Raw genomic sequence first — 26,233 nt, 5'->3', positions numbered from 1 at the left:
CGAAGTTAACCACCCTGATTCGACCGACGGCTCAAAGCCTCAGCAGGCGCTCGGCGTTGCGGTGGGCGATTTTCTCTCGATCGCCTTCGCCGATCGGCATCCGATCGAGAAACTGCCGGCAGGCCGTCATGTTGCCGTAGGGATAGTCGGCGGTGAACACCACGCGGTCGATGCCGATGACGTTGACCATCGCCAGGTAGGCGTTGAAGGACAAGCTCCAACTGGGATCCATCCCGCCGGGCTGCTGGGTGCAGAAGTCACCGGCCAGGATGCCGCCGTAGAAGTTCTCCCGGAGGTATTCCTTGACGGTGCGTTTGAGGCCAGTCTCCTCTGGCGGAAACGAGTAGTCGGTCCGCCACCCCATCCAGCTCAGCGCCTCGAAGTGGTGGCCCACGATGACCTGCAGCTGCGGGAACCGGTCGAACACCCCGCCCAGGATCAGCCGCAGGCAGTGCACCCCGGTGTCGATGTGCCAGCCGACCCCCGCGGCGGCCAACCGCGCCGAGATCTTCGGATCGAAGCCGGCGTAGTAGGCGTCGATGACCGGTTGCGGCGGCACGGTGGGATGCAAAAAGACTGGCACGCCGAGCGTTTCGGCGGACTCGAAAACCGGCCAGAAGAAGGTGTCGTCGAGGTAGCTTCCGTTGACGTGACCGTTGATCAGGGCGCCCACGAACCCGTGCTCGCGGACGGTGCGCTCGAGCTCGGCGGCGGCCGCGGTCGGATCGCGCATCGGCAAGGTGGCGAAGCCGCGGAACCGATCCGGGTGCTTGGCGACCGCGGCCACCACCGCGTCGTTGGCCCGCCGGGCCAGCTCGACGGCCGCCGCCGGTTCCAGCGTCTCCGGGCCCGGGACGGCGTGCGAAAGGATCTGCATATCAATGCCCGCGGCGTCCATCGCGGCGACACGGCCCTCGCCCAGGTCGTTGATGCCCGGCGGCCATTCCCCTTCCGCTCCGGGGGAGCCGTAACCCGCCTCCTCGAACAGCTCGGTCGTCGAGTCGAGCCCCACGTTCTGGTGTTCTTCCGCTATGGCGGGGAGCTTGTAGTGCTCTTCGAAACCGATGACCTTCATCCTTCTCCTCCCATACATTGACACCCACGAGGCCGGGCCGCCGGGCGTTCAGCGGAGTACACGGCACGGGGCGGGACCGGCTCCCGCATAGTCTCGAACCCGTGACCATCCCGTATGACGAGGCGCTGCGTGAGCGGATCAGGGGCCATCTGGCTTCCCATGACCGCCGCGAGGTCAGCGACCCGACAAAGCGGCACGCGGCGGTCGCCGTGGTGCTGGTCGACTCGACCCCCGGTGAGGACCGGGTGGACCCGGCGCCGGTGGACGCGTGGAACGGTGACCGCCCGATGCCGGAGCCCGGCCTCGACGGCCGGATGGTCGGGGTGTCTGGCGGCGCGGCGTTTCTGTTGTGCCGCAGGGCATCGCGCCTCACGTCGCACGCGGCGCAGTGGGCGCTGCCCGGCGGCCGGCTCGACGCCGGCGAGACCGCCGTCGGGGCGGCGCTGCGGGAACTGCGCGAGGAAGTCGACGTCGCCCTGCCCGACTCGAGTGTGCTTGGCCTGCTGGACGATTACCCGACCCGGTCCGGGTACGTCATCACTCCGGTGGTGATCTGGGGCGGCGGCCGCCTCGATCCCCGTCCGGCGCCCGACGAGGTGGTGGCGGTGTACCGGGTGGGTTTGCACCAATTGCAGCGCGACGATTCGCCGCGATTCATTACCATCCCGGAGAGCCCACGTCCCGTCGTGCAAATCCCGTTGGGCAATGACCTGATTCACGCACCGACCGGCGCCGTGCTGCTGCAGCTGCGGTGGTTGTGCCTGGAGGGCCGCCCCGACCCGGTCGACGAGCTGGAGCAACCGGTCTTCGCCTGGAGGTAGCGGTCGAACATCACTCCCCGGCCCGCGCGGACAGGCGGTGTTCGATGACGGCCAGCGCGCGCTCGGCCCATCGAATGTTCTCTTCTTCGAACGCGATTCCCCGCAGCAGCGTCAGGTAGGGGCCGATTCGCTCGGCCTGGGCCAGAAATTCCTCCTCGCCGCGTCCGTCGAGCACACGTGCCCGCAACCGTTCGTAGCGTTGCAGTTTGGCCGTCGCCCACTGCAGGCGTTGGAGAATGAAACCACGCACGGCGGGGGTGTCGCCGGCGTCGGCGGCCTGCACCTTGACCAGCAGTTCGTCACGGATCGCCGACGGCTTGGGCGCCCGTGCGGTGAAGTCCCGGATGGCGTCGCGGCCGGCATCGGTCAGCGAGAACAGCCGCTTGTTGGGCCGGCGCTCTTGTTGCACGACCCGGGCCTGAATCAGCCCTTGCTCAGCGAGCCGGTCGAGTTCGCGGTACAGCTGCTGTGGGGTGGCCGTCCAGAAGTTCGCCACCGAGGCGTCGAAGTCTTTGGCAAGGTCGTACCCGGACGATTCGCCCTCGAGAAGGGCGGCCAGGACCGCATCACGCAGCGACATCGGCAAAGGCTACAACGAGATGAGTATTCAACAAAGTGACTAATCGCACTATGGACACGCCAGTGCGCACGGCCTAGCGTCAACGGCACTTGGCGAAACGATAAGCGAGGTGTCGGATGCATCCCTTCCGCAAGGCGGTCGAAGAACGCGACGAAAGGGGCATCCAGGCGCTGCTGGCCGACGACGTGGTGTTCACCAGCCCGGTCGTGTTCAAGCCCTACATCGGCAAGCCGATCGCCGCGGCGATCCTGCGCGGTGCGATGCGCATCTTCGAGGACTTCCGCTACGTCCGTGAAATCCACGACGCCAACGGTCGTGACCACGCGTTCGTGTTCGAGACCGGGCTAGCGGGGGCGCCGGGGCTCAAGGTCACCGGTTGCGATTTCCTGCACTTCAACGACGACGGTCTGATCGACGACTTCATGGTGATGGTCCGGCCGCTCTCGGGCGCCAAGGCAGTGTCCGAGGCGATGGGCGCCCAGTTCGATCGGATCGAGCACGAGGCACTGGAACTGGCCGACGAGTTCGGCACCGCGTAGGGGCGGGCGACTATGCGAATTGGATTGGGCATCAACTATGCCGGCGGTTTCAAGGACGTGGCCGCCGAAGTGGCCGACCTCGAGCGCGCCGGGCTCGACATCGTCTTTGTCCCCGAAGCGTATTCGTTCGATGCGGTGAGCGCGCTCGGCTACCTGGCCGCCAGCACCGATCGGGTGGGACTGGCCTCGGGGATCCTGCAGCTCTACACCAGAACGCCCACGTTGACCGCGATGACGGCCGCCGGGCTCGACTACGTCTCCGACGGCCGGTTCACGCTCGGGCTGGGCGCTTCCGGCCCACAGGTGATCGAGGGCTTCCACGGTGTGCCCTACGACGCGCCGATCGCCCGGACCCGCGAAGTGATCGACATCTGCCGGCAGGTGTGGCGACGCGAGACCCTCAAACACCAAGGCAAGTACTACACCATCCCGCTGCCCGCCGGCCAGGGCACGGGGCTTGGCAAGCCGCTCAAGCTCATCAATAAGCCGGTCCGAGAACGAATTCCGGTTCTGATCGCGGCGCTTGGCCCCAAGAATGTGGAGCTGGCCGCCGAGATCGCCGAGGGGTGGCAGCCGATCTTCTACCTGCCCGAGAAGGCGCAGGAGGTGTGGGGAGAGGCGCTGTCTGCTGGGAGGACCAAGCGGGATCCCAGCCTGGGCGAGCTGGATGTCTATGCCGGTCCGGTGTTGGCGATTGGCGAAAACGTGGAGCCGCTAAGGGAATTCGTCAAACCCCACCTGGCCCTATACATCGGCGGAATGGGCGCCAAGGGCAAGAACTTCTACCACACGCTGGCCACCAAGTATGGCTACGGCCCCCAAGCCGATCGGATCCAAGAGCTCTACCTGGCCGGTGACAAGGAGGGGGCCGCCAAGGTGGTGCCCGACGATCTCGTGCGAGACGTGAACCTGATCGGCAGCCGCGAATTCGTCAAGGATCGCGTGGCCGCGTTCTCCGAATCCGGGGTCACCACCCTCAACGTCTCACCCATCGCGTCCACACCGGCCGAGCGGGTCAAGCTGATCGAGACACTGCGCGAACTCCTCTGAACGCCGGCGCGTTTAGGCCTCTGCCGGTGAGCGGTGCAGCGCACGGGAGCACGCCACCAACGCGGCCAGCGTGACCGAAAACCATGCCGCCAGAACGAGATACGGCAACACGCGCTGATTATGCGGAAAGCCCTTCCTGGTACTCGCGCGGTGCCCGGCGAAACATGCCGTCGCCCGCTGGCCGCCGTCATCCCGGGCGGTGGGCGTCCCGTCGGAGTCGAACCGCTCGACTCACGGCGGCCAGCAACGCCAGCACCGCCATCACGGCGAGGATGGCCGTCGAAACCGCGGACCCGACCGTCGTCAAGATCAGTGGCAGGCCGAAGCCGATGTAGGTCACGACGTAGAACGCGCCAACGAGCGCACCGCGCGAGCGTTTTGGCGCCGCGGCTTCCAGGTCGATCAAGCCCTCGCGCAGACACAGGCCGGACGCGCATCCGAGCACCAGGAACAGCGGCAGCCCCAGCGCCAGCGACATGGTCGGCGGGGCCACCGCGGTGACCGCGTAGCCGAGCGCGGCCAGCGCCGCACCGGCGGTGCCGGCCTGCGGCCCCCATCGACGCGCGCGGGCGAGCACCTGAATCAGCCCGCTGACGCCGTTCACCAGCAGGGTGGCCGTGCCGGCGGCCATGGGTGCCGCGAGCCCGGTGTGCACGCGGCTGGGGATGGCGATGAACCCGAGCGTGGCCGACGCGAACACCCACGGCGCCAACGGCATAGCCCAACCCAGCGCCCGCGCGGCGCCCTGTCCCGCGGTTGCCGACGGCTCCCAAACGTGCGGGGTTCTCCGCGCGGTGGACCCCGTGTGCCGCGCCGCGAGGACCGCGATGGCCATCGCCGTGGCGCCGACGGCGGCCGCGATCCCGAACGAGAACCGAATGCCGGCCGTCGACCCGGCGCGGGCGATCAACGCTCCGGCGAACGGCCCGATCGCGAAACCGGCCATCAAGACCGCTCCGGCGGTGGCGGCCCCGGCGGGACCTTTCAGATCGGACGCCCACGCGGTGCAGGCACTCATGGCCAGCCCGACGCCGAGCCCGACGACCAGGCGTCCGGACAGCAAAACGTCGTACTGCTGGGAGCAGAGCATCGCCACCGTTGCGGCCAGCGCGGTAGCCGAACCGGCCAGGGCCACCGACCGGCGCCCGAAAGCGTCCGACGCGCGCCCGCCGATGAGCAGACCCGGCAACAACCCCAGCGCGTAGATGCCGAAGATCGCGTCCAGCGTGGCCGGGCTGAGATGTTGCCGGACGCTGAGCAAGGGCATCATCGCGACGAAATGGTTGGCGACCCAGCCGACCGACAGCAGCAGCACCAGCACGCCGGCGAACCCACCCCGGACCGGATCCGAACTATCGTCCGCTTCCAGCGTGGCCAGTGCCGACTGCGGAGTTGACCCGTTGGACCACGGCACGGAACGTTTCCTCCCCTTGGAGCCCTTGGAGCTAGGCGCGACGAAGCCTAAACGACGATGTGGACGAGGCAGTTATTCCCATTTGGCCGCGGAATGCACGCGGGGCAAACGGGGGGGTCGACGTGCAAATCGCGTGCGGGGGTTTCAAATCGGTCGATTTGGTGTACTGATACCACGACTCGGCTCCAGGAAGGCAAATGATGAAGCAAATCGTGGCCGCCACGTTCGCGATGGCCGTGCTGCTGTCCAGCGCGTGTTCGGCCTCACAGGTCATCAACACCGGCGGCGACACCAAGTGCAAGGACTTCACCGCGCAGGATGAGAAGAAGCAGAACGATGAGGTCAGCAAGATGCTGAAGGACAAGAACGGCACTGACCCGTCCAATGCCGAGATCTCGGCCACCCGGCTGTCGGCGTTGACGTATTGCCAGACGCTGGGCAAGCCCGACACCAAGATCTCCGAGGCGCCGCACGGCTGACGGTCATCGCCGGCGGTGCAGCCGGTGCAGAAGCGAATGTCTCGGCTATCGGGGGCCGTGCTGCGCCACCCGAATCGGCCGTCGCACTGGCGAGTTCACGCCGGCCGGCCTGCGCCTCGGCGCGCATGCGCTCCACCGTGTGTGGGTAATGCAATTCGAAAGCCGTTCGTTCGCAACGGGTCCGGGGCGCGGCCTGGTGAAGTCGTGGCGCGACCGTTCGCCGTAGCGTCAGCTCTTGAACACATTCCATACGAACGGCGAGACCGCGACCAAGCCGCCGGAGTATTCCGGGACACCACCGCGTGGGCCTAGGGTCAAGACCTTCGTCGGCGGCCTCCAGCACCTGCCGATCCGCTACTCGCTGAAGTGAATTGGGATTTCGGTCAGCTCGTCGGGCAGCTCGTCCTCCAGCGCGGCCCGGGCGAGGAGCTCGCCGAGGAGCGGACCGAACTTCATCAGGTTGCTCCCGACGAACGCGACGAGGCGACCCCGCCGCGCCACGGTCCAGCCGTCCCCGCCCGGGTCGAGCCACGGCGCCCGCGCCGTCACGCAGTCCACCCGGCCGACCGGGACGAGCGCGGGAAACAACGCGCGCACCATCTCGGGGTCCGGTACCTCCTGACCGAACGCCCAACGGCCCGTGCTGCCGAGCGGCAAGCCGTAGCCCTCGGGCACCGAAAGGCACGCCGCGCCGGTCGCGTCGGCCCCCGCGTAGGTGAACCGCGTGTGCGGGCCGAAGTCGACGGCGAGGGGACCAAACAGCGCCGGCGACTCGGCACCGGCGCAGATCAGCACGCGGTCGCCCCGCAGCGCGGTGCCGTCCGCCAGGGTCACCCCGCCGTCGTCGGCAACCGACACGACGTCGGCGCGCCGGACGTCGACCAGACGCGCCAACGCGGACAGTGCCCGACGGATGCGCAGGCTGCCACCGAGCGGGTCCAGCACACCGGACGCCCACGGCGGGACGACGAACGGGATCCGCCCGGCGATTTCGGCCCGGTCCACCCAGCGGAACGACGCGCCTGCCTCCGTCATCGCCGCCGCGGTCGCGGCGCAGGCGCCGGCGGTGATGAACCCCTCCGAGCCCAGCAGTCGGCCCGCGCCGAGTTCGTTCTCCCAGCGCCGCCACCCGGCGCGGGCCCGCAACGCGAGCCCACATAGGGCGGGGCGCCGATGCGCGATCCGGAAGATGCGCGCCAACCCTGTGGACTGTTGGCCGAACGGCCGCCCGCGCTCCAGCACGATCGCGTGCTCCCCGCGGCGCGCCAGCTCATAGGCGGCGGCCAACCCGCACACCCCTGCGCCGACGATGACGATCACCGGACCCGCATACCCGCGCGACTAGAAGAAGAACCCCGCGTGTGGCGCGTCCGGCACGGCGAACAGCCGATCGGCCACCGCGATCGCCGACGCGTCGGCTGCCCGCGCCAGCCCGGCGACCCAGAGGTCGCGCCAGGTCGTGCCCCCGAGCAGCACGGCCGCCAGCCCCTCGACGTCGACCTCGAGTTGCGCGGGGCGCTCGGTCGGTTCCGCACCGCCGCCGGTGACGGTGAAGTGGCCCGAATTACCCTGCAACATATCGTCTTTGACCGCGATGGTGACGACTCCGTCACCGCCGTAGCGGCGCGCTGCGAGCGCCCGCGGCACGTCGATGACGCGCAGCCACGTTTCGTCGTGCACCGCGGTGACCCGCGCGGCCCGACGATCGGCGAGCAGCCAGGGCAGCGGGTCGTCGGCCGGCAGCATCCAAAACACCACGCGGTCAATGAGATCGAGCCCCAACAGAAACCGCAACAGTCCGAGGTAGGCTTCCGCGGTGGGCGCGAAGAAGTCCTCCACCGCGATGGTGCGCTGGTCGCTGACGAACCATCTTTCGGTGTCGATCGGGCGGTAGCGGGCGAATCCCGACTCGGATCCCGGGTCGCCGTGCACCGCGACATATGAAGGCTGGGGCGATGACTCGACGCGCAGCCGCAGGCCCTGCCACCACATGTCGGGCCGGTCGATGGTTCCCGGACGCGCCGGACGATGCTCGGCGTAGATGTGGGGCAGCAGCTCCCAGGCTTGCGCCGCGTCGATCAACCGCACCGGACCGCCGGTGCCCACGCCGCGACGCAGCGCCGCCCGCGCGGTGTGCACCTCGACCGTCTGCGAAGAACTGGCCACGCCATAGCCGTACCGCCCGTAGATCGTCGCCTCCGACGCGCGTAGCGATGCGACCACCTCACCGCGGGCGGCGATGTCGGCGAACTGATGACGGACCAGTTGCGTGGCGATGCCCCGCCGGGTGAACGACGGCAGCACCCCGATATGCGTGACGGCGGCGTGCCCCACCATGGCGCCGCCCGGGAGCGTCAGTCGGCTCGTCACGGCGTCCGCGGTGCCGACGAGTTGCCCGTCGACGAACGCCCCGACGGTACGGCCGGGCTCGAGCAGCTTGGTGATCTGGCCGGGTGGCAGGTCCGGCAACGGCGGGAAGCCGATCATGGCGACGCGAAACACGTTGGCCGCGGCGAGCAGTTCATGCTCGCTGTCGAGGACCCGGATGTCGGTGCTCATCCGGCCATCATGTCTCGTGCCCGCCGCGGCATGGACCGCGGGATGCTGCCGCTAACGAATCTGCAAGCCGGTCAGCGCCCGCGAGATGACCAGGCGCTGGATCTCGCTGGTGCCCTCGAAGATGGTGAAGATCTTGGCGTCGCGGTGCATCCGCTCCACCGGATAGTCGCGGGTGTAACCGTTGCCGCCCAGGATCTGGATCGCCTCGTCGGTGACGTAGACGGCGGTCTCGCTGGCGACCAGTTTGGCCATCGACCCCTCTGCGGCGTCGAAGGATTGGTTGTTACGCGCCATCCAGCCGGCCCGCCACACCAACAGGCGGGCGGCATCGATGCGGCTCCTCATGTCCGCCAGCTTGAACGCCACCGCCTGGAATTCGCCGATCTTGCGGCCGAATTGCTCACGCTGGCAGGCGTAGTCGAGGGCGTACTCGTAGGCGGCCCGGGCCACACCGACGGCCATCGCCCCGACCGTGGGCCGGGTGCGCTCGAAGGTCTTCATCGCCGCCTGGCTGCGCGCGGAGGCTCCCGATTTGACGCGGGCGATCCGCGCCTCGAACTTCTCCCGGCCGCCCAGGATGTGGTCCTCGGGCAGGCGGACGTTGTCCAGCACCACCTCGGCGGTGTGGGACGCCCGTATCCCGTGCTTCTTGAACTTCTGGCCCTGCGCCAGACCGTTGACCCCCGCGGGGACGACGAACGTGGCCTGGCCGCGGGTGCCGAGTTCGGGGTAGACCGACGCCACCACGATGTGCACGTTGGCGATGCCGCCGTTGGTCGCCCACGTCTTGGTGCCGTTGAGCACCCACTCCCCGGTGGCCTCGTCGTAGCGCGCGCGGGTGCGGATGGCCCCGACGTCCGACCCGGCGTCGGGCTCGGACGAGCAGAACGCCCCCAGCTTCGGCTCGTCGGCCGTGCCGAACATCTCGGGCAGCCAGCGGCCCAGCTGTTCGGGAGTTCCGTTGCCCGCCAAGGCCGCTGCGGCCAGGCCGGTGCCCATGATGGACAGCGCGATGCCGGCGTCGCCCCAGAACGTCTCCTCGAACGCGATGAGCATGCCCAGGCCCGTAGGCTCGGCGGCCTGCTGCGCGAAGAAGTCGGGAGAGTACAGCCCCACCTTCGCGGCCTCGGCGATCACCGGCCACGGGGTCTCCTCCCGTTCGTCCCATTCCGAGGCGGCGGGGCGGATGACGTCGGCGGCGAACTTGTGCACCCAGTCGCGCACCTCGATCACGTCGTCGGTCAGTTGCAGTGAGAAAGTCACGGCTTCACTCCTGAATATTGTTTGTGGTCAATGGTTTTCGGGGTTTCCGTATTGGGCGAGGACGCTGACGGTCTGGTTGACCCACGCCTCGAAGTAGCGCTCTTCGTCGATGTTGCCGGGCAGCCGGCCGGTCAGCGCTTGCAGCGTCGCGGCGTAGGACAGCGAGCCGATCGCGACGGCCGCGGCGGCCTCGGGATCGGGGATGCGGGTGCGGCCCGAACGATTGGACGCGGCCAGCTCGTCGGCGAAGCGTTGGTAGGCGTTGTCGGTGATCACCTGCCACGTCTTCTCGTCGAGATCGCCGAGCTCGTCGGGTTCACGCAGCATCACCTTGAGCAGATCCTCGCTGTCTTTGAGGTTGCTCCAGATCAGCTGGCCGGCGGTGCGCACCGCCTGCTCGACACTGCCCGGCTGCCCCGCGTCGTACTGTTCGCGCGCGGCCACGATGCTGTCGATTCGGTACGCCACGGCGGCCTCGAGTAGCTCGCGCTTGGAGCCGAAGTGCTTGTAGAGCGCTCCCGACCCCGGCGCCAGCCCGGATGCCCGCTGGATGTCGGCCACGGAGGTCTCCGCGTAACCCTTGGCGGCAAAAAGCTTCAGCGCCTCGGCCAGCAGCCGATCGCGTCCGGAGGCGAGCATGGTGAGAGAGTACTCACTCACCAACGCGCCGTGCAAAACGGCGCTGGTCGCGGCCGGGCAGGACACGAGCCAAAAGATTGGCGCTACATTCTCTGCGAAACGCCACGACGCCTGAACGCGGCGAATCGGTATGGGTGTGAGGGTTGTGGGTCAGGCGGTCAACACCGTCGCCGGCCCGGCGTCGTGAGCCGCACAAGAGGAGCGTGACATTCGCGTGTTACCGCACGTACAGCTGCCGATGCGGGTGTTGTCGCTGCGCACCATCGTCGTCGTCGCCGCGCTGTCGGTGATCACCCTCGTCGTGCTGCTGGGCACCTGGGTATGGGTCGGTGTCACCAACGATCAATACAGCCAGCTGGATCGCCGCCTCGACTCGGTCAGCAGCCTGGGCGACATCAACTCACTGCTCAACAACGTGGCGCACGCCGGCCCCGACCAGCCCATGCCCGACGGCAACCTGGTGCGCACCGCGCGCATCGGCGACGTGACCGTGTCGGTGCCCAGCAACATCGTGCTGCCCAAGCTGCCCAACGGATACGCGAACACCACCATCAACGGGGCGCAGTACCGGGTGCGCACCTTCTCCGCGGGCCCCGCCTCGATCGCGCTGGCCGCGCCGTTGGCCGAGGCCCAGCACCGCATCAACGAGCTGCACCTGCGCGTGCTGTTGATCTGTGCCAGCGTCATCGGCGGCACGGTGGTCGTCGGCTGGGTGATCTCGTTGATCATGGTGAACCCGTTCCTGCTGCTGGCCCAGCAGGCCCGCGCCATCAACGCCCAGTCCAGCCCCGACGAGGTCCAGGTGCGCGGGGTGCGCGAGGCCGTGGAGATCGCCGAGGCCGTCGAGGGGATGCTCGCGCGCATCGGCAAGGAACAACAGCGCACCAAGGCCGCGCTCGAGTCGGCGCGCGACTTCGCCGCGGTCGCCTCTCACGAGTTGCGCACTCCGTTGACGGCCATGCGGACCAACCTCGAGGTGCTGTCCACCTTGGACCTGCCCCGGGAGCAGCGTCAGGAGGTCATCGGTGACGTCATCCGCACCCAAAGTCGCATCGAGGGGACACTGACGGCGCTGGAACGCCTGGCGCAGGGTGAGCTCACCACCGTCGACGATTTCGTCCCGTTCGACATCACCGAACTCCTGGACCGCGCCGCGCACGATGCACTGCGGATCTATCCCGAGGTCGAAGTGTCGCTGGTGCCGTCGCCGACCGTGTTGATGGTCGGATTGCCCACGGGTCTGCGGCTGGTGATCGACAACGCCATCGCCAACGCCGTCAAGCATGGCAACGCCGGCAAAATCCTGCTCACCGTGAGTAGCTCCGGCGAGGGGGTCCAGATAGCGATCGACGACGACGGCACCGGTGTCCCGGAATCCGAGCGCGCGGCGGTCTTCGAGCGCTTCGCCCGCGGGTCGACGGCGTCGCGCTCGGGATCCGGTCTGGGGCTGGCGCTCGTCGCTCAGCAGGCCGAATTGCACGGTGGCACAGCGGCATTGCAGACCAGCCCGCTCGGCGGCACCCGGCTGCTGCTGAAGCTGGCCGGCGACGGCCGCGGTCCCGCGTAGTTCAGGTCGCAATTAACGCAGCGGAAAAAGCGGGCGACGAATAACAATGGAGTGACCATTACCGCCACGGATTTTCCGACCTATTCGGGCGTCGCCCAACGATATTCCCGTGACCACTGTGAATGCAGTGGCATGCGAGGTTGTTTGACATGTGACTCATAAAGGGAATACCCGAACCGCAGAATTTCCGCGCCGGACCCGGGGAAAGGCTTGTGAATACACGAGCGGGCGAACGCCATTAGACTGATGCGCCAAGCCCGTCTTATGACGCTGAGCAATCGGAGGGAAATCATGACGATGTCGATGCAGCCAGAGGCGGTTCTGGCATCGGCAGGTGCGGAGTCGGCCATCAGCGCCGAAACCGAGGCGGCAGCGTCGGCGGCGGCGCCCGCGTTGCTGGGAGCGATGCCGATGGGGGCTGACCCCGACTCGGCGATGTTCGCGGCGGCGCTGAACGCTTGCGGTGCAAGCTATTTGGGCGTGGTGTCGGAGCACGCGGCGCAACGAGGCTTGTTTGCCGGCGCTCAGGGGCTGGCCGCGGGCACGACCACCGCGACGGAAGCCGCTCGCCAAGCCGCGATGTTGCTCGGCTCCGTCGTCTAAAAGGGGAAGTACGCATGGCCGATCCGGGGTGGGCTGCGCGTACACCTGAGGAAAACGATCTGCTGCTCAAGGGCGGCACCGGGGTGGGCACTCACCTGGCCAATCAGGCCGCCTGGATGGCTCTGGCAGCCACCCACCACGCCTCAGGTGTCGCTTCGGCGATAAACACGGCGACGACGTCGGCGAGCTGGCTCGGCGCCGGGTCGGCGGCATCCGCGACAAGCGTCACGATGCTCAACGCCTCGCTGCACGGCCTGGCCGGCTGGGTCGACGTGAAGCCGCCTGTCGTCGCCACCGCCGTCTCCGCGTACCAGATGGCGTACGGCGCGATGCGCCCCGCTCCCGAATGCATCGCCAACCGGGACGAATGGGGGGTCGACAACAGCATCAACCCGCTGGTGCTCGGGGCGCTGACCCCGCGCATCGTCTCGCTCGACGTCCAATATTTCGGGGTGATGTGGCCCAACAACTCGGCCGTCGGCGCGAGTTACGGGGCGGTTCTGACGTCGCTGACCGAAAGCCTCGCCATTGCGCCACCGGTCGCGACCATGGGCGCGTCGCCGGCGGCACCGGCGCAGGCGGCCGCGGCGGTGGGCGAAGCGGCCGCGCAGGTGGGAGCCGGCGACGGCATGCGCTCCGCTTTTCAGGGCGTGCAGCAGGGGACGTCGGGGGCCGGTCAGGCGGCGTCGGGCGGCCAAGACTTGATGGGTCAGGCCGGCTCGTTCATGGGGCCGGTGCAATCGATGATGGGCGCGGTCCCGCAGGCGATGCAGGCGCCCACGCAGATGATGCAGGCGCCGATGCAGATGATGCAGCCGCTGCAGTCGATGATGGGCATGTTCGCCAATCCCGGCGCCATGGCGGGGGCGGCGCCGGGAGTGTCGGCGGTCTCGGCGACGGAGATGTCGGCCATTGGCGCGTCGGGCGGCGGTGGCGGGGCGGCGTCGCTGGGCAGCGCGGGTATGCCCGCGACCAGCTTCACCCGTCCCGTCAGCGCGTTCGAACCGGCCAGCAGTGGGCGGCCGGTGGGGTTGCGGCCAAGCGGGGCTTTGGGCGCCGAGGCCATGCGTCCGCAGACCGCGACGGTCGGCGGCGGTACACCAGTGGGCGGCATGCCGGTGGGGCATGGGGCGGGAGGAGAGCGCGGATCCCGAGACAAATCCGAACAGCCCGTGACGGTGCGGGTTGTCGACAACCGAGTGTGATGCCGGCCCGGCCAAGGGTGAATCGACAGGTATAAACAGCCGCCATACACTTCGCTCCATGCCCCAGGCACTACGGGGGGCGGCCAACCGGAGAAGGGGAATCCAGTGACAATCAAGGTGACACCGCAAATGCTTCGCGATACTTCCAATGCCATACAGGCGAACATGGAACATGCGATTGGGATCGGCCAGGGGTACGTCGCAAATCAGGAAAACGTGATGAACCCGTCGACGTGGTCCGGTGACGCGGTGGTCGCGTCGCACGCGACGGCCATCGAAGTCCAAAGCGACCTAAACAAAGTCCTCAATGGCGGCACACGCCTGGCCGAGGGCCTCAAGCAGGCGGCGGCCCTGATGGAAGGTCACGAGGCCGATTCTTCGCACGCTTTCAGCGCTCTATTCGGCCACGGCGGATCCTGACTCCCGCCCACTCATTCAGTTAATCCGTAAACAGTTTTCTAATAAGGGAGTTAACAAATGTCGGATCCAATCACTTACAACCCGGGAGCCGTCGCCGATTTCGCCAGCGATGTCGCTTCGCGCGCCGGCCAGCTGCAAGGCATTTTCGACGACACCTCGAACCGGACGAACGCTCTGCAAGAATTCTTCGCCGGCCACGGCGCGTCGGGCTTCTTCGAGGCGCAGGCGCAGATGCTGTCGGGGCTGCAAGGGCTCATCGACACCATTCGCCAGCACGGGCAGACGACGTCGCACGTGCTCGACGGCGCCCTCAGCACAGACCAGCACATCGCCGGCCTGTTCTGAGTCCGCCTATGGGCGAGTGAAGGTGGGGCAGGCGCGCGAAGCGTGTGTGCCCCACCTTTGGCACCTTGCCCGCTGAGGAAACCGACATGCTGACAACGACGGTCGACGGTTTGTGGGTATTGCAGGCGGTCGCCGGGGTGGAGCAGACCTGCCCCGAGCTCGGCCTGCGCCCGCTGCTGCCGCGGCTCGACACCCCCGAGCGCGCGCTGCGCCACCCGGTGGCGGCCGACCTGAAGGCCGCCGGCGCGCTCGACGAGGCCGGCGACGTCGACCCGATGATTCGCGAGTGGCTCACCGTGCTGTTGCGGCGCGACTTGGGGCTGCTGGTGACCATCACGGTGCCGGGCCGGGAGGCCACCCGCGCGGCGATTTGCCGATTCGCCTCCTGGTGGGTGGTTTTGGAGCGAAACGGCGAGTTGGTGCGGCTTTATCCCGCCGGCACGGCCAGCAACGAAAGCGGGGCCAGCGACCTGGTGGTGGGTCAGGTCGAGCGGCTGTGCGGGGTCGCGGAGGTGGCGCCGCTGAAGCCAGTCACCCTCGATACCGAGCAGTTGCTCGCCTCGGTGCGCGACGCCGCCAGCCTGCGGGAATTTCTCCTCGGCCAGAACCTCGACGTCGACCAGCTGCAGATCGTCACCATGGCCGCCGATCCCGCGCGTTCGGCGCACGCGACGATCGTCGGCTTGCAGGCGGGCGTGGGACCGGACGAGATGGCGCGGATCGCCGTCGGGGATTCGACCGTGTCCATCATCGACACCCCGGCCGGCCGCGTCTGCGTGGAGAACGTCACCTCGGGTCAGCGCCGCTACCAGATCCTTTCGCCCGGCTCCCGCAGTGACATCGGCGGCGCGGTGCAGCGGCTCATCCGCCGCTTGCCCGCCGGCGACGAGTGGTACTCGTATCGGCGGGTGGTCTGACCGGACGGCCGGCTTGTCAACTGACGCAAGATAAGTCAGTTAACCAATGCCGTGGAATACCAACCGCTTATGCACTTGAAGGGTTTCTTGCTCAGTAAACGCGGTATGGCCAATCGTGTTAGCATCGCGACGTGACAAGCCCTTGGAATGACCCGAATATGTCGGACGAAGGGGCGCTCAGACGGGGGGAACCGTCAGGGAGCCGCAACTACCCGGATTCGGTATCGGACACCATGCGCATTACCGATCTGGCCGCGCCTCGAAAGATTCCTCCAGGATCGGGTTGGCGGAAATTCATTTACGTCATCTCTTTTAAAAAAATAAACCCCGGCGAATCACCCAGGGAGCGGCACTACCGGGATTTGCAGAACCGTATCCGGCGGCACATCCGTAGGCAGTACGTCATCACGGTGGTCTCCGGCAAGGGCGGGGTCGGGGTCTCCACGATGGTGGCGTGCATCGGCGGTGTGTTCCGAGAATGCCGCCCGCAGAACGTGATTGCGATCGACGCCGTCCCGGGATTCGGCACGCTGGCCGACCGCATCGATGAGTCACCGCCGGGTGACTACACCGCCATCATCAACGACACCGACGTCCAGGGCTACGCCGACATCCGTGAACACTTGGGGCAGAACCCGATCGGCCTCGACGTGCTCGCCGGAAACCGGACGTCTGACCAGCCCCGGCCGCTGGTGCCCGCGATGTTCTCCGGGGTTTTGTCGCGCCTGCGGCGAACGCACACAGTGATGATCGTCGACACCTCCCCGGACCTGGAACACGAGGTGATGAAGCCGGTCCTGGAGAACACCGACACCCTCGTGTTCGTCTCCGGCATCACCGCGGACCGGTCCCGGCCGGTGCTGCGGGCCGTGGACTACCTGCGGTCGCAGGGCTACCACGAGCTGGTTTCGCGCAGCACCGTGATCATCAACCACACCGACCAGATGACCGACAAGGATGCGCTGGCCTACCTGACCGAACGGTTCAGCAAGGTCGGCGCGACCGTCGAAGAGATGCCGTTCGATCCGCACCTGGCCAAAGGCGGGCTCATCGACACGGTTCATGAATTAAAGAAAAAGACGCGGTTGCGACTTTTTGAAATTACCGCCGGCTTGGCCGACAAATACATTCCGGATGCGGAGCGGACGGCGCCGTGACATCCGCGCATAAGGTCGCTTTCCCGGCGCGTTGTGCGGTCAACATTTCCTACGAGAAGCATCTCTGCTCGCAAGTATTCCCCGCCGCAATTCCGGTGGAGGGATTCTTCGAGGGAATGGTCGAGCTCTTCGACGCCGACTTGAAACGCAAAGGCTTTGAAGGCATTACGCTGCCGGCCGGCAGCTACGAACTGCACAAGATCAATGGGGTCCGGCTGGACATCAACAAGAGCCTGGACGAGTTGGGCGTGCAGGACGGCGACACCCTGGTGCTGGTGCCCCGGGTAGCCGGCGAGTCCTTCGAACCGCAGTACGAGTCGCTGTCGAGCGGCCTGGCGGCCATGGGCAAGTGGCTGGGCCGCGACGGCGGTGACCGGATGTTCGCTCCGGTGACGCCGCTGACGGCCGCGCACACCGCCGTCGCGATCATCGCGATGGCGGCCGCGGTGGTCGTGGCGCTGACGCTGCGGGCGCGGACGTTCACCGACAGCCCCCTTCCGGCCGCGGTGGCCGGCGCCGTCGGCGTCTTGCTGGTGGCCGCGACCTCCGTCGTCTGGTGGGGCTGGCGGGAGCGGCGCGACCTGTTCAGCGGATTCGGCTGGCTCGCCGTGTTGTTGGTGGCGGTCGCGGGCGCATGCGCGCCGCCGGGCACCCTGGGCGCGGCCCACGCGCTGATCGGCCTGGTGATCGTGATTTTGGGTGCCATCGCCATCGGTGTTATGACGCGGAAGCGGTGGCAGACCGCGGTCGTCACCGCGGTGGTGACGGTGTGCGGGATCCTCGCCGCGGTTGCCGTCGTCCGGATGTTCCGGCCGGCCTCGGCGCAGGTGCTGGCCATCTGCGTGCTGGTGGGGCTGCTGATCCTGGTCAGGATGACCCCGTTGATCGCGTTGTGGGTGGCCAGGGTGCGGCCCCCGCACTTCGGATCGATCACCGGGCGCGACCTGTTCGCGCGCCGCGAGGGCATGCCCGTTGACACGGTCTCCCCGGTCAGCGAGGACGAATCCGAGGACGAGGACAACGAATTGACCGACATCACCGCGCGCGGCGCCGCGATCGCCGCCTCGGCCCGGCTGGTCAACGCCGTGCAGGTCGGTGTGTGCGTCGGGGCGTCGATCGTGCTGCCCGCCGCCGTCTGGGGGGTGCTGACGCCCGGGCGCCCGTGGGCATGGTTGGCGCTGGTGGTCGCCGGGCTGGTCGTCGGCATCTTCATCACCCAGGCCCGCGGATTCGCCGCCAAGTACCAGGCCGTGGCGCTGGCGTGCGGGGCCGCGGCCGCGGTGTGCGCCGGCGTGGTCAAATACGCGATCGCGGAGCCGAAAGATGTTGCCAGCAGCCTGCTTTGGCCCGCGATGGCGGTGGTCGCCTTCGCCGCTTGCGGCTTGGCCGCGGCGCTGTTGGTGCCGACGGTGCGATTCAGGCCGTTCATCCGGCTGACCGTGGAGTGGGCGGAAGTGTTGGCCTTCATCGTCTTGCTGCCGGCGGCGGCGGCCCTGGGAGGGCTGTTCACGTGGATTCGCCACTAAAGAGGGTCGCGGCGGCGACGGCCGCCGTCACTTTGGTCGCGCTGTCCGCGAATATCCCCGCCGCACAGGCCATTACGCCACCACAGGTCGATCCGGGGATGGTGCCGCCCGACGGGCCGCCGCGACCAGACCAGCCGATGCGGCGCGCCAACAGCTGCTCGACGCCCATCACGGTGCGCAACCCCGACGTGGCTCAGCTGGCGCCGGGCTTCAACCTGCTCAACATCAGCAAGGCGTGGCAATACAGCACCGGCAACGGGGTGCCGGTGGCGGTCATCGACACCGGCATTTCCCCCAACCCGCGGCTGCCGGCCGTGCCCGGTGGTGACTACATCATGGGTGAGGACGGCCTGTCGGATTGCGACGCACACGGCACGATCGTGGGCTCGATCATCGCCGCCGCACCACTTGGGGTCCTGCCCATGCCGCGACCTATGCCGTCGGCGCCGGCGTTTCCGCCGCCGGCCGGACCGCCACCGGCCAGCGGCGCGCCGCCGCCGCCGGTCGAGGTGCCGCCGCCGGTGGCGCCGCCGCCACCGCCCTCGCCGGTGACGATCACCCAGGTGATTCCGCCCCCGCCCCCGCCGCCTCCGCCGCCCGAGGGTGGGGGCGCCACCGCCATCTCCAACGGGCCGCCGGATCCGCAGACCGAGGACGAACCCGCCGTGCCCCCGCTTCCGCCCGGAGCGCCTGACGGGGTGGTGGGGGTGGCCCCGCACGCGACCATCATTTCAATTCGCCAGTCGTCCAGGGCTTTTGAGCCGGTGAACCCCGGGCCGGGAGATCCCAACTCCGACGAGAAGGTCAAAGCGGGCACGCTGAACACGGTGGCGCGCGCGGTGGTCCACGCCGCCAACATGGGTGCGAAGGTGATCAACATTTCGGTCACCGCCTGCCTGCCGGCGGCGGCCCCCGCCGACCAGCGGGCGTTGGGCGCGGCACTGTGGTATGCCGCCACCGTCAAGGACGCGGTGGTGGTGGCCGCGGCCGGAAACGACGGGGAAGGCGGCTGCAACAACAACCCGATGTACGACCCGCTGGAACCGTCGGACCCGCGGGACTGGCATCAGGTCAAGGTTGTCTCATCGCCGTCCTGGTTTTCCGACTACGTCCTGTCGGTCGGTGCGGTCGACGCCAGCGGCGCCGCGCTGGACAAGAGCATGTCGGGCCCGTGGGTGGGTGTCGCGGCGCCGGGCACCCATATCATGGGTCTCTCGCCGCAGGGCGGCGGCCCGGTCAATGCCTACCCGCCGTCGCGGCCGGGCGAGAAGAACATGCCGTTCTGGGGTACCAGCTTCTCGGCCGCCTACGTCAGCGGCGTCGCGGCCCTCGTGCGCGCGAAGTTCCCCGACCTGAGCGCGCATCAGGTGATCAACAGGATCGTGCAGTCGGCGCACAATCCGCCCGCGGGAGTGGACAACAAGGTCGGGTACGGGCTGGTCGATCCCGTTGCGGCACTGACGTTCAACATCCCGCCGGGTGACCGGATGCCCCCGGGAGCGCAAAGTCGGGTCATCCGCCCCGCCCCGCCGCCCGCGCCGCCGGACCACCGGGCACGCAACATCGCCATCGGCTTCGTCGGCGTGGTGGCCGCCGGCGTGCTCGTGGCCGCAATCGCGGGGCGGCTGAGGAGGGCGCGGTGAGGCCGAGGCTGACCGGGTTCAGCCCCGGCAGCAATCGGCGGGTCCTCGGGGTGGGGGTGGTGTTCTTGCTCGCGGTGGCGGGTTGGGCCGTGGGCGGCTACATCGGGGCGGCGGTCGCGGTGGCGGTCGGCGTCGCGGCGGTGTTCGTCCGCTGGTGGGGTCAGCCGGCGTGGTCATGGCTGGTGTTGTGGCGGCGGGGGAGGCGCCCGATCAGCTGGGACGCGCCGATCACGGTGGCCAACAACCGATCCGGGGGCGGGGTCCGGGTGCAGGACGGTGTGGCGGTGGTGGCGGTGCAGCTGCTCGGCAGGGCGCACCAGGCCACCACGGTGACCGGTTCGGTGACCGTCGAGACCGACAACGTGATCGACGTCGTCGAATTGCTGCCCATGATGCACCAGGCGCTGGGTCTGCAGCTCGACTCGATCAGCGTCGTCTCGCTCGGCTCTCGGCACGGCACCGTCGGCGACTACCCGCGGGTGTACGACTCCGAGATCGGCACCCCGCCGTATGCGGGGCGGCGCGAGACGTGGCTGATCATGCGGCTGTCGATCATCGACAACACCCAACCGCTGCGCTGGCGCACAACCGTTGGCGCCGCGGCCATTTCGGTCGCGCAGCGCATCGCCGGGCTGCTGCGCTGCCAGGGGTTGCGGGCCAAGGTGGCCACCGCGACCGACCTGGCCGAGCTCGACCGCCGCCTGGGGTGTGACGCCATGGAGGGGGACGCCCAGAGGTGGAAGGCCATCCGAGGTGAGGCGGGCTGGATGACGACATACGCCTATCCCGGCGAAGCGATCACGTCGCGCGTCCTGTCGCAGGCCTGGACGCTGCGCGCGGACGAGATCATCCAGAACGTGACCCTGTATCCGGACGCCAGCTGCACAGCGACGATCACCGTGCGCACTCCGACGCCGGCGCCCATCCCGCCCAGCGTGATCCTGCGCCGGCTGAACGGCGAACAGGCCGCCGCCGCCGCGGCCAACATGTGCGGTCCGCGGCCCCACCTGCGGGGGCTGCGGCCCAGCCCGCTGCCCAAGCACCTGCTCACCGAGATCGGCCCCTCGGGCGTGCTGATCGGCAAACTGAGCAACGGGGACCGGTTATTGATGCCCATCACCGACGCCGGCGAGCTGTCACGGGTTTTCGTGGCCGCCGACGACCCGATCGCCAAGCGGATCGTGATCCGCACCGCGGGCGCGGGCGAGCGGGTCTGCGTGCATACCCGCGACACGACTCGCTGGGCCACCGTGCGGATGCCAGAGATCACCGTCGTCAGCACGCCACGGCCCGCGCCACGTACCACCGTCAGCGTCGTGGAGCACGTCGCCCCGGTCTCACCCACCCCGCGCCCGGCGACCGTGATCACCGTCGCCCCCTCGGGCACCAGGCTGCCCGAGGGGCACCGGCACAACTTCGAGGTCATCATCGAGCAGGTTGGCCCCGCGATGGTGCGGGTCAGCGCGGCGGGCAAGGAATGGGTCGTCGAGATGGACATGTTCCGCGCCGAGAACCGCTACGTGAGTCTCGAGCCGCTCACCATGTCGGTCGGCACGTAGAACGTCAACAGTTCAAAAAGGCATAGTTTGATGAGCGCACACGATGGGTGATTTGCAGACTGCCCGTAGGCATTTCGACCGCGCCATGGCGATCAAGGGCCGGCAGGGCCGCGCCGCGGCGTTGCCGGAGTTCGTCGCGGCCACCGACGCCGACCCCTCGATGGCCGACGCGTGGCTGGGCCGCATCGCCTGCGGCGACAACGACCTGGCCTCGCTGAAGAAGCTCTACGCCACCAGCGAATGGTTGCACCGCGAGACCACCCGGATCGGGCAGACGCTCGCCGCGGAGATCCAGCTGGGTCCCTACATCGGAATCACCGTGACCGACGCGTCCCAAGTGGGCCTGGCGTTGTCGTCGGCGCTGACCATAGCCGGGGAATACGCCGAGGCGGACCGGCTGCTGGCCAACCGCGACCTGCTGGACTCGTGGGCCAACTATCAGTGGCACCAGCTGGCCCGGGCCTTCTTGATGTACACCACGCAGCGCTGGTCGGACGTGCTGTTGGCCGCCGCCGAGGAGCTGCCCCCGCAGGCCATCATCATGTCGGCGGTGACGGCGTCGATTTGCGCGCTGGCGGCCCACGCCGCGGCGCACCTCGGGCAGGGCCGGGTCGCGCTGGACTGGCTCGACCGCGTCGACGTGATCGGGCAGACCAACGCGTCGGGCCGCTTCGACGCCGACGTGCTGACCGCTTCCATCGGGCCGGCCGATATCCCGCTTCTGGTCGCCGACTTGGCGTACGTGCGCGGGATGGTGCACCGCCAGCTGCGTGAGGAGGACAAGGCCCAGATCTGGCTGTCGAAGGCGACCATCAACGGCGTCCTGACCGAGGCCGCCAAGGAGGCGCTGGCCGACCCGAACCTGCACCTGGTGGTGACCGACGAGGAAACGATCGCCAGCCGCACCGACCGTTGGGACGCGTCGACGGCCAAGAGCCGCGAGGAACTGCACGACGACGCCACGGCGGAGCGCCGCGCCGAGCTGCTGGCGGAGGGCCGCGCGCTGCTGGCCAAGCAGGTCGGGCTGGCTTCGGTCAAGCAGGCCGTGTCCGCGCTCGAGGACCAGCTGGAAGTGCGGGTGATGCGCCTTGAGCATGGTCTGCCGGTGGAGGGACAGACCAACCACATGCTGCTGGTCGGCCCGCCCGGCACCGGTAAGACGACCACCGCCGAAGCCCTGGGCAAGATCTACGCCGGCATGGGGATCGTGCGCCACCCCGAGATCCGGGAGGTTCGTCGCTCGGACTTCTGCGGGCACTACATCGGTGAGTCGGGGCCCAAGACCAACGAGCTCATCGAAAAGTCGCTCGGCCGAATCATTTTCATGGACGAGTTCTATTCCCTGATCGAACGGCACCAGGACGGCACACCCGACATGATCGGCATGGAGGCCGTCAACCAGCTCCTGGTGGCGCTGGAAGCGCACCGCTTCGACTTCTGCTTCATCGGCGCGGGTTACGAGGACCAGGTGGACGAATTCCTCACCGTGAACCCGGGTTTGGCCGGCCGGTTCAACCGCAAGTTGCGATTCGAGTCCTACTCGCCGGCCGAGATCGTCGAGATCGGGCAGCGCTACGCCGCGCCGCGCGCCAGCCTGCTCGACGACGAGGCGCGTGCGACCTTCCTCGATGCGGCCACCACCATCCGCAACTACACGACGCCCGGCGGGCGGCATGGCATCGACGCCATGCAGAACGGCCGGTTCGCCCGCAACGTCATCGAACGTGCGGAGGGTTTTCGGGACACCCGCGTGGTCGCGCAGAAGCGCGCGGGCCAGCCGGTGACCGTCGAGGATCTGCAGGTCATCACCGCCCCCGACATCGAGGCCGCGGTGCGCAGCGTGTGTTCGGACAACCGCGACATGGCGGCCATCGTCTGGTAATCGGCGCCGCCGTAAAAAGCGTCCGGGACGGGGCCCGGGAAGCTTAGGATGCTCGCAGGCCCGCGGCCAGTCAGTTCAGCCGCCGCGGCTGAGCGAATGGAGTGTCCCGCGGTGCACCGTATCTTCGGAATCACGGTGGCGCTCATGTTCGTATTGCTGACCGCGCCGCCCGCCGCCGCGGTCGCGCCACCCTCGATCGACCCGGGCGCGGTGCCGCCGGATACGACTGGACCCGACCAGCCCCTGGAACAGCGCCGCGTCTGCCGTGCGCCATTGACGTTGCCGGGCACCAACTTTCGCGACCCACCGTGGGCCAACGCCTACCTGGGCGTGGGCCAGGCGCAGCAATTCGCGACGGGCGCCGGCGTGACGGTGGCCGTGATCGACACGGGGGTGGACGCCTCACCGCGGGTTCCGGCGGAGGCGGGCGGGGATTTCGTCGTCGGCGGCGGGGACGGCCTGTCCGACTGCGATGCCCACGGGACGCTCACGGCGTCCCTGATCGCCGGCCGGCCCTCGCTCACCGACGGGTTCGTCGGCGTCGCTCCCGACGCGCGGCTGATCTCGGTGCGGCAGACGTCGGAGGCCTTCGAACCGAAGGACAACCCGGCCGACCAGAACGACCCCAACGCGTCACCGGCGGCCGGGTCCGTCCGCAGCCTGGCCCGCGCGGTGGTGCACGCGGCCAATCTGGGCGCCGGCGTCATCAACATCAGCGAAGCGGCCTGCTTCAAGGTGCACAAACCGGTCGACGAGTCCACCCTGGGTGCCGCGCTCAACTACGCCGTCAACGTCAAAGGCGCGGTCATCATCGTCGCCGCCGGCAACAGCGGCGGCGATTGCTCGCAGAACCCGCCGCCCGACCCGTCCATGCCCGCCGACCCCCGGGGCTGGGAGCAGGTGCAGACCATCGTCACGCCGGCGTGGTACTCGCCGCTGGTGCTGGCGATCGGGGGTGTCGGCAAGAACGGGGCGCCGAGCCCGTTCTCCATGCACGGGCCCTGGGTGGGTGCGGCGGCGCCCGCGGAGGACATCGTCGCGCTCGGCGATAACGGCGACCCGGTGGACGCGTTGCCCGGCAAGGACGGCCCGGTCCCCATCGCCGGCACCTCCTTCGCCGCGGCCTACGTCTCCGGGATCGCGGCGCTGCTGCGGCAGAAGTTTCCCGACCTCCCCCCGGCCCAGATCATCAACCGGATCACGGCCACCGCCCGGCACCCCGGCGGCGGCGCGGACGACGCGGTGGGGGCGGGCGTCGTCGACGCGGTTGCGGCGTTGACGTGGGACATTCCGGCCGGGCCGCCGAACGCCCCGTCGGTGAAACCAATCCAACCCCCGGTGCCGGCGCCCGGACCCGATCATGGGCCGATCACGACCGTGGCGCTGGGCATCATCGCTCTGACCCTGGCGCTGGGTCTGGCGGCCCTGGCCGGACGAGCCCTGCGACGGCGGTGACGACGATGCGATCACTACGGCTGAAGTTCAGCACCGCGTACGCGCTATGGGTGGCGGCGCTGGCCCCGCCCTGCATCCTGCTCTTTCTGAAGACGCGCTACGTGTGGGCGGGACCCACCGTGGTGGCGGTGGCGGTGTTGCTGGCCCTGGTCACTTACCGCGGTCGGCGGTTGCTCGGCTGGCTGGCGGCGTTCTTCGCGTGGCTGGTGCGGCGCGGCCGGCCCCTGGACGCTCCGTCGGAACCCGTCGTGGGTACCACCGTGCAGCCGGGGGATCACGTCGCCGTGCGCTGGAAAGGCAAAGTGCTGGTCGCCGTCATCGAATTGATTCCGCGCCCGTTCACCCCGACGGTGATCGTCGACGGCAAGGCGCACACCGACGACGTGGTGGACACCCGGTTGCTGGAGCAGTTGTTGACGGTGCACTGTCCCGACTTGGAGGCCGACGTCGTGTCGGCGGGGTACCGCGTCGCCCAGACCGCGGCGCCGGACGTGGTTAGCCTGTACGAGCAGGTGATCGGGTCGGCGCCGGCGCCGGCGCACCGCCGCACCTGGATCATCGTGCGCGCCGATCCCCGCCGGGCCCGCAAGTCGGCCGGGCGGCGCGAAGCCGGCATCGCCGGCCTGGTCCGGTATCTGGTGGCGTCGACGACACGGATCGCCGACGAACTGGCCAGGCACGGGGTCGACGCGGCGTGCGGGCGCAGCTTCGACGACTTCGACCGCGCCGTCGATATCGGATTCGAACGGGAGAAGTGGTCGACGATCAAGGGGCGCAACAGCTTCACCACCGCCTACACCGCGCCCGGCGGCCCGGACGTGTGGTGGTCGGCACCGGCCGACCACACCATCACCAGGGTCCGCGTCGCGCCGGGGGCCGCACCCGAGTCCACGGTGCTGCTCACCACAGGCGACAAGCCGAAGAAGCGGCGGGGTTTCACGCGAGTCTCCGGTGGCCAGCGCGCCGCGTTGCAAGCTCAAATCCTTGTCTCCGATCGCCACTACCAGCTGCCGATCGGATCGGCGGGCGTGCTGGTCGGCGAGACCGCGAGCCACTACCCGGTCTATCTGCCCTTCGACGATGTCGACGCGAGCGTCCAGCTGGGTGACGCCCGGGTCTTCACCCAGTTCGTGCTGCGGGCCGCGGCCGCGGGCGGGAGCGTCACGCTGGGCCCGCACTTCCGGCAATTCGCCGAGCTGGTCGGCGCACACGTCGGGCCGGAGGCGAAGGTGGCGTGGCCGAACGCCACGAGCTATCTCGGACCCCACCCGGGGGTCGAGCGGGTCACGTTGCGCCACAACGTGGTCAGCACCCCCCGGCATCGGCAATTGCCGATCCGGCCGGTCTCCCCGCCCGAGGAAAGCCGCTACGAGCAGGCCCTGCCGGGCGCCGGCAGAACCGCTTCCTGAGCCCGGCCGTTCGGCGACCCCGCTCGACGCGCGCGATCCGCCCGGTCGCCTTAGACTCAAGCCCGGTTGTGGGCCGAGGGCGGCGGCCCACGCTTCAGGACTCAACCGACGTTAAGGACCTTGCCC

At 68.7% G+C, this 26,233-nt stretch carries 24 protein-coding genes and 1 pseudogene; 18 read left to right on the top strand and 7 right to left on the bottom strand.

Going from position 1 to position 26,233, the window contains the following annotated elements; translation table 11 throughout:
- Positions 1-31: 31 nt before the first annotated feature.
- Positions 32-1,075 (bottom strand): amidohydrolase family protein, encoded by a 1,044-nt coding sequence (locus KXD96_RS03100; RefSeq protein WP_260742849.1) that lies wholly within the window; start codon positions 1,073-1,075, stop codon positions 32-34.
- Between the two features lie 101 nt (positions 1,076-1,176).
- On the opposite strand from KXD96_RS03100, the gene KXD96_RS03095 reads away from it, so the two are divergent.
- Positions 1,177-1,896 carry a CoA pyrophosphatase gene (locus KXD96_RS03095; RefSeq protein ID WP_260742847.1) on the top strand — a complete coding sequence of 240 codons (720 nt, stop codon included), beginning with the start codon at positions 1,177-1,179 and terminating at the stop codon, positions 1,894-1,896.
- Positions 1,897-1,906: 10 nt separating this feature from the next.
- On the opposite strand, the gene KXD96_RS03090 is transcribed toward KXD96_RS03095, so the two are convergent.
- Positions 1,907-2,476 carry a PadR family transcriptional regulator gene (locus KXD96_RS03090; RefSeq protein ID WP_260742845.1) on the bottom strand — a complete coding sequence of 190 codons (570 nt, stop codon included), beginning with the start codon at positions 2,474-2,476 and terminating at the stop codon, positions 1,907-1,909.
- 116 nt (positions 2,477-2,592) lie between these two features.
- Between KXD96_RS03090 and KXD96_RS03085 the strand changes: the two genes are divergently transcribed.
- Both KXD96_RS03085 and KXD96_RS03080 read left to right on the top strand, forming a co-directional pair.
- Entirely contained in the window at positions 2,593-3,015 is a 423-nt protein-coding gene (locus tag KXD96_RS03085) for a nuclear transport factor 2 family protein (RefSeq protein ID WP_260742844.1), read from the top strand.
- A gap of 12 nt (positions 3,016-3,027) precedes the next feature.
- A complete protein-coding gene (locus KXD96_RS03080) occupies positions 3,028-4,065 on the top strand; it encodes an LLM class F420-dependent oxidoreductase (RefSeq protein WP_260742843.1) in 1,038 nt (345 codons plus the stop codon).
- A gap of 187 nt (positions 4,066-4,252) precedes the next feature.
- Here the strand turns inward: KXD96_RS03080 and KXD96_RS03075 are convergent, their stop codons facing one another.
- Entirely contained in the window at positions 4,253-5,443 is a 1,191-nt protein-coding gene (locus tag KXD96_RS03075) for an MFS transporter (protein ID WP_396878686.1), read from the bottom strand.
- A gap of 233 nt (positions 5,444-5,676) precedes the next feature.
- Here KXD96_RS03075 and KXD96_RS03070 point away from each other — a divergent pair, with 233 nt between their 5' ends.
- Both KXD96_RS03070 and KXD96_RS03060 read left to right on the top strand, forming a co-directional pair.
- A complete protein-coding gene (locus tag KXD96_RS03070; RefSeq protein ID WP_260742840.1) occupies positions 5,677-5,958 on the top strand; it encodes a hypothetical protein in 282 nt (93 codons plus the stop codon).
- Positions 5,959-6,193: 235 nt separating this feature from the next.
- On the top strand, positions 6,194-6,328 hold the full coding sequence (locus tag KXD96_RS03060; protein WP_260745595.1) for a hypothetical protein: 135 nt from the start codon (positions 6,194-6,196) through the stop codon (positions 6,326-6,328).
- Here KXD96_RS03060 and KXD96_RS03055 read toward each other — a convergent pair.
- From KXD96_RS03055 to KXD96_RS03040, 4 genes are read right to left on the bottom strand one after another with little or no spacing between them, the layout of a single operon-like run.
- Complete coding sequence (locus KXD96_RS03055) at positions 6,313-7,278, bottom strand: FAD-binding oxidoreductase (RefSeq protein WP_260742838.1); 966 nt, start codon at positions 7,276-7,278, stop codon at positions 6,313-6,315. The genes KXD96_RS03060 and KXD96_RS03055 overlap by 16 nt on opposite strands.
- Positions 7,279-7,299: 21 nt before the next feature.
- The gene (locus KXD96_RS03050) at positions 7,300-8,517 is read right to left on the bottom strand and encodes a GNAT family N-acetyltransferase (RefSeq protein WP_260742837.1); all 1,218 of its coding nucleotides are present in this window, start codon (positions 8,515-8,517) and stop codon (positions 7,300-7,302) included.
- A gap of 51 nt (positions 8,518-8,568) precedes the next feature.
- A complete protein-coding gene (locus KXD96_RS03045) occupies positions 8,569-9,780 on the bottom strand; it encodes an acyl-CoA dehydrogenase family protein (protein ID WP_260742836.1) in 1,212 nt (403 codons plus the stop codon).
- Between the two features lie 27 nt (positions 9,781-9,807).
- Positions 9,808-10,419, bottom strand: coding sequence for a TetR/AcrR family transcriptional regulator (locus tag KXD96_RS03040; protein ID WP_260742834.1), 612 nt, complete (start codon positions 10,417-10,419; stop codon positions 9,808-9,810).
- A 238-nt stretch (positions 10,420-10,657) separates the two neighbouring features.
- Here KXD96_RS03040 and KXD96_RS03035 point away from each other — a divergent pair, with 238 nt between their 5' ends.
- The 13 genes and pseudogenes from KXD96_RS03035 to eccE (KXD96_RS02975) all read left to right on the top strand — a co-directional run bounded on the left by KXD96_RS03035 (position 10,658) and on the right by eccE (KXD96_RS02975) (position 26,107).
- Positions 10,658-11,986: a HAMP domain-containing sensor histidine kinase gene (locus KXD96_RS03035; protein ID WP_260745181.1), complete on the top strand. Its 1,329-nt coding sequence runs from the start codon at positions 10,658-10,660 to the stop codon at positions 11,984-11,986.
- Between the two features lie 291 nt (positions 11,987-12,277).
- Positions 12,278-12,508, top strand: a pseudogene (locus KXD96_RS03030) (PE domain-containing protein); the annotation flags it as partial.
- Between the two features lie 95 nt (positions 12,509-12,603).
- A complete protein-coding gene (locus tag KXD96_RS03025) occupies positions 12,604-13,794 on the top strand; it encodes a PPE family protein (RefSeq protein ID WP_260742831.1) in 1,191 nt (396 codons plus the stop codon).
- 129 nt (positions 13,795-13,923) lie between these two features.
- On the top strand, positions 13,924-14,214 hold the full coding sequence (locus KXD96_RS03020) for a WXG100 family type VII secretion target (RefSeq protein WP_260745180.1): 291 nt from the start codon (positions 13,924-13,926) through the stop codon (positions 14,212-14,214).
- A 57-nt stretch (positions 14,215-14,271) separates the two neighbouring features.
- Positions 14,272-14,559 (top strand): WXG100 family type VII secretion target, encoded by a 288-nt coding sequence (locus KXD96_RS03015; RefSeq protein WP_067920541.1) that lies wholly within the window; start codon positions 14,272-14,274, stop codon positions 14,557-14,559.
- Positions 14,560-14,645: 86 nt separating this feature from the next.
- Entirely contained in the window at positions 14,646-15,476 is an 831-nt protein-coding gene (locus KXD96_RS03010; protein WP_260742829.1) for an ESX secretion-associated protein EspG, read from the top strand.
- 131 nt (positions 15,477-15,607) lie between these two features.
- Positions 15,608-16,633 (top strand): MinD/ParA family protein, encoded by a 1,026-nt coding sequence (locus tag KXD96_RS03005; RefSeq protein WP_260742828.1) that lies wholly within the window; start codon positions 15,608-15,610, stop codon positions 16,631-16,633.
- On the top strand, positions 16,630-18,159 hold the full coding sequence (gene eccD / locus KXD96_RS03000; protein ID WP_260742827.1) for a type VII secretion integral membrane protein EccD: 1,530 nt from the start codon (positions 16,630-16,632) through the stop codon (positions 18,157-18,159). The genes KXD96_RS03005 and eccD overlap by 4 nt, the downstream gene beginning before the upstream one ends.
- Positions 18,144-19,802 carry a type VII secretion-associated serine protease mycosin gene (mycP, locus tag KXD96_RS02995; protein WP_260742826.1) on the top strand — a complete coding sequence of 553 codons (1,659 nt, stop codon included), beginning with the start codon at positions 18,144-18,146 and terminating at the stop codon, positions 19,800-19,802. The genes eccD and mycP (KXD96_RS02995) overlap by 16 nt, the downstream gene beginning before the upstream one ends.
- Positions 19,799-21,361, top strand: coding sequence for a type VII secretion protein EccE (gene eccE, locus KXD96_RS02990; protein ID WP_260742825.1), 1,563 nt, complete (start codon positions 19,799-19,801; stop codon positions 21,359-21,361). Before mycP (KXD96_RS02995) ends, eccE (KXD96_RS02990) begins: the two co-directional genes overlap by 4 nt.
- Positions 21,362-21,404: 43 nt before the next feature.
- Positions 21,405-23,243, top strand: coding sequence for a type VII secretion AAA-ATPase EccA (gene eccA / locus KXD96_RS02985; protein ID WP_260742824.1), 1,839 nt, complete (start codon positions 21,405-21,407; stop codon positions 23,241-23,243).
- A 111-nt stretch (positions 23,244-23,354) separates the two neighbouring features.
- Positions 23,355-24,698: a type VII secretion-associated serine protease mycosin gene (mycP, locus tag KXD96_RS02980; RefSeq protein WP_260742823.1), complete on the top strand. Its 1,344-nt coding sequence runs from the start codon at positions 23,355-23,357 to the stop codon at positions 24,696-24,698.
- Between the two features lie 5 nt (positions 24,699-24,703).
- The gene (eccE, locus tag KXD96_RS02975; protein WP_260742822.1) at positions 24,704-26,107 is read left to right on the top strand and encodes a type VII secretion protein EccE; all 1,404 of its coding nucleotides are present in this window, start codon (positions 24,704-24,706) and stop codon (positions 26,105-26,107) included.
- Positions 26,108-26,233: the final 126 nt, after the last annotated feature.

It is taken from the genome of Mycobacterium sp. SMC-2 (assembly GCF_025263485.1).
In the GTDB taxonomy this organism is placed as follows: Bacteria; Actinomycetota; Actinomycetes; order Mycobacteriales; family Mycobacteriaceae; genus Mycobacterium.
Note: the sequence above shows the minus strand (reverse complement) of the source record. Positions and strands in the feature narration are given on the sequence as shown.

What these genes read in the sequence shown, in the direction of transcription:
- KXD96_RS03100 (WP_260742849.1), bottom strand. Translation starts at nt 1,075, where the DNA reads ATGAAGGTCATCGGTTTCGAAGAGCACTACAAGCTCCCCGCCATAGCG.
- KXD96_RS03090 (WP_260742845.1), bottom strand. Translation starts at nt 2,476, where the DNA reads ATGTCGCTGCGTGATGCGGTCCTGGCCGCCCTTCTCGAGGGCGAATCG.
- KXD96_RS03085 (WP_260742844.1), top strand. Translation starts at nt 2,593, where the DNA reads ATGCATCCCTTCCGCAAGGCGGTCGAAGAACGCGACGAAAGGGGCATC.
- KXD96_RS03080 (WP_260742843.1), top strand. Translation starts at nt 3,028, where the DNA reads ATGCGAATTGGATTGGGCATCAACTATGCCGGCGGTTTCAAGGACGTG.
- KXD96_RS03070 (WP_260742840.1), top strand. Translation starts at nt 5,677, where the DNA reads ATGATGAAGCAAATCGTGGCCGCCACGTTCGCGATGGCCGTGCTGCTG.
- KXD96_RS03050 (WP_260742837.1), bottom strand. Translation starts at nt 8,517, where the DNA reads ATGAGCACCGACATCCGGGTCCTCGACAGCGAGCATGAACTGCTCGCC.
- KXD96_RS03040 (WP_260742834.1), bottom strand. Translation starts at nt 10,419, where the DNA reads ATGCTCGCCTCCGGACGCGATCGGCTGCTGGCCGAGGCGCTGAAGCTT.
- KXD96_RS03035 (WP_260745181.1), top strand. Translation starts at nt 10,658, where the DNA reads ATGCGGGTGTTGTCGCTGCGCACCATCGTCGTCGTCGCCGCGCTGTCG.
- KXD96_RS03025 (WP_260742831.1), top strand. Translation starts at nt 12,604, where the DNA reads ATGGCCGATCCGGGGTGGGCTGCGCGTACACCTGAGGAAAACGATCTG.
- KXD96_RS03020 (WP_260745180.1), top strand. Translation starts at nt 13,924, where the DNA reads ATGCTTCGCGATACTTCCAATGCCATACAGGCGAACATGGAACATGCG.
- KXD96_RS03015 (WP_067920541.1), top strand. Translation starts at nt 14,272, where the DNA reads ATGTCGGATCCAATCACTTACAACCCGGGAGCCGTCGCCGATTTCGCC.
- KXD96_RS03010 (WP_260742829.1), top strand. Translation starts at nt 14,646, where the DNA reads ATGCTGACAACGACGGTCGACGGTTTGTGGGTATTGCAGGCGGTCGCC.
- eccA (WP_260742824.1), top strand. Translation starts at nt 21,405, where the DNA reads ATGGGTGATTTGCAGACTGCCCGTAGGCATTTCGACCGCGCCATGGCG.
- eccE (WP_260742822.1), top strand. Translation starts at nt 24,704, where the DNA reads ATGCGATCACTACGGCTGAAGTTCAGCACCGCGTACGCGCTATGGGTG.